Origin of the sequence: Corynebacterium pelargi (assembly GCF_014635485.1) — a bacterium.
GTDB classification, from domain to species: domain Bacteria; phylum Actinomycetota; class Actinomycetes; order Mycobacteriales; family Mycobacteriaceae; genus Corynebacterium; species Corynebacterium pelargi.
In genome coordinates, this window is sequence record NZ_BMCX01000008.1 from 1 (window position 1) to 2,600 (window position 2,600).

At 56.6% G+C, this 2,600-nt stretch carries 2 protein-coding genes and 1 pseudogene; all 3 read left to right on the forward strand.

The genetic code is table 11. The features are described from left to right. Positions 1-315 precede the first annotated feature (315 nt). Positions 316-1,143 carry an MspA family porin gene (locus tag IEU99_RS10910; protein ID WP_229718486.1) on the forward strand — a complete coding sequence of 276 codons (828 nt, stop codon included), beginning with the start codon at positions 316-318 and terminating at the stop codon, positions 1,141-1,143. A 52-nt stretch (positions 1,144-1,195) separates the two neighbouring features. Further along, positions 1,196-1,405 carry a hypothetical protein gene (locus tag IEU99_RS10915; RefSeq protein WP_128890692.1) on the forward strand — a complete coding sequence of 70 codons (210 nt, stop codon included), beginning with the start codon at positions 1,196-1,198 and terminating at the stop codon, positions 1,403-1,405. Between the two features lie 14 nt (positions 1,406-1,419). Next, positions 1,420-2,600 (forward strand): annotated as a pseudogene (locus tag IEU99_RS10920) (hypothetical protein); the annotation flags it as partial.

The window sequence follows — 2,600 nt, forward strand, 5'->3', positions numbered from 1 at the left end:
AATCGGTGTGTTATTGTCAGTTTTCCGTCGGGGTGGGACTTTGCCTGTGTGATTTGTGAAGAATTGTTCGGGGTGGATACTGAGTTTGTGCGGTGGTGTCGGTTGAGCGTTCAAAGGTACTGGTAGATTAGGTGAATGTTGGGGCTTTCACATGGGGTTTACCATGGGTGGCAAATCGGTTGCCTACCCCCGTTCTTGGGTATGATTTCTGTTTCTGTGACCAGGTCTGCTTCCGTGGAATGGAATTGATTGTTCTAGATCTAAATGGTTAGGACTATTGATTGTTCTAGATCTAAATGGTTAGGACTGGTGATTGTGCGCTCTGCACCTCTCGCAGGTTTGATTGTTGGTGTTGGGCTGGCGCTGTCGGTGGGGTCTGCTGCGGCGTTACCGGGGTGGGTGCCGGTACTGGAAGGACTGTATCCATTGCCGGTTGCTGGTGGTGAGCGTGATTTGCGTGATGCTGAGGCTTCTCGGGTTACTGCTGATGGGTGGGTCTTGCATGCGCAGAAGGTTGATGAGTCCATTCATTTCGCTCCAGCGTTGGATGGTGGCGTGACCACTGGTGAGGCTTTTGGCACGCTCAGTGGCCGAACGTGGATCGATGGTGATGGTAGTGAGGCTATCCAGGCCGCATATTTTGAAACCGGATACCAAATTGGTTGTGGGGTGGATGTCTCGCGTGGTGCTGATGTGGAAGTGGCGTCAGTGCTTGGTGTTTCTCCTTCGGTTGGTGTTGCCCCTTCAGCAAATGCTGGTGTTGATGGCGGGGTCAAGGTGGGTCCAAGTGTGCAAGTGACGTTGCCCGATAACTCGGCAACGCTCGGTGCTGATGCCACTGCTGACGCAGGGGCGAAGGCTGGTGTTGGGGTTGATAGTGAAGCGAAGGTGGATTCGAAGGCAGAGGTCGCACCGACTATTGCGTTTCACTTGGATCCTGGTGGGATTACGAATATTCCTCTGGCTGGGTATTCGATGAATTTGGATAAATTGCGTGCTGCAGGCGGGTTTACGGGCGCGCACTTGCAGATCAACGGGTGTGCGGGGCCGGTGTCGATTCGTTCCTATGTTTCGGTTACGGCCTCGACTGATACCTCTGTTGATGCTGTCGCTGTTTACGGGGACGCTCGTCGGATTCGTTAACTCACGTTTATTGGAACATTCCAGAGCTTAGGATATCGAGGTACATTCGCTCATGGATCGCGCATTGTTGCTGATGTTGATCGGTTTTATTCTTCTGTTTGTCGGTGTCGGGGTGATGCCGTCACTTGGGCAATGGAGCGCAGAATATGGCGTGTACCTCGTGATGCTGCCGTATATGCTCTGGATGATGCTCGCCGGCGGATTGGTTAGCACCGGAACCCGTCGGTTCATCTCCTGCTGGCGTGCGACACGCTCACAATAAAAAGCGCGGTGAGCATGGTGAAGTCACGTGTGGCTCGTGGGGTTGTTCGTGGTGCTGCGGTGCTTGGGGTCAGTGTTGGTGTGTTCTACAGTGCTGGTGCCGGTGTGTGGGTAGTACACGCTGAAACCCCTGCACAGCGTTGTGCTCGTGAAACAGCGCAATGGGATGCAGCGCAACGAGCAGCGTGGCAAGCTGCACACCCAGGCCAATCGGTGCCGCAACCAGTACCGTGGCCGGCGTATCAATGCCACGGCACAGACCAGGCTGCGCGCCAGCGGCAACCTGCTGCACCAACAGGCACGGGTGATCGTCCTGATCGTTGGGGACAGCAACCGCCTGCAGCACCGCGAACCAATCTCAGTGACAATGGTGTTGATGTTGGCAGCCCGCGCCGTGGGCTGCAACCACCAAGCAACAACCCCACGACCGAAAGCGCGCTTGATACTGCACGCAGTAACCTCACCGGCCCTGCCCGTGTCATCCAACGCCCAGACGGTGCCACCATCACCGTGCGTGAAGATGACCACGGTAACAGTCACGTCATCGACGATAACGGCAACCCCACGGGTGTCATCATCGATCACCAACCCCAACCTGACCCCCAACCTGACCGGCAAGTTGATCCCACCACAGTCACCCCTGACCACCCCACCACCACGCCCACACCAGCACTAACACCACCGGCACCAGCAACCAACCAGCCAGTGACCACCATGGTGACACCTACTATTGGGTTGACCCCGATTGCCGCTGGAACACTGGGGGTGATCCTTGGTGCGATCACCAGTATCAGCGGTGCCACCACACGACGTCGCACCACCGCAATTGCGGGGACGCTACCGCAGACTCCCGGCACCAGGACACCTTTTGATCACACCAGTGTTGGCTACCCCACCATCGATGGGGGACATCGACGTTTGGTGTTGCTGACCGACCCGACAAGTGATCCTACCCACCGTTTTGCCATCGACGTACCCCCAGGCGGGCGGATGGTCACCCGTGAAGATGGTGGTGTTGATGTCCTCGATGCCAACGACACCGTCGTTGAACATATTGACCCACCTTGGGCCATCGATGCCACCGGCACACCGGTACGCACCTGGTACGAACCAGACAACACCACCAACGAACTCGTCCAACACACCGAACCAACGACCACCACGGTCTACCCAATCCTCGCCGACCCCAAACAACA

What these genes read in the sequence shown, in the direction of transcription:
- IEU99_RS10915 (WP_128890692.1), top strand. Translation starts at nt 1,196, where the DNA reads ATGGATCGCGCATTGTTGCTGATGTTGATCGGTTTTATTCTTCTGTTT.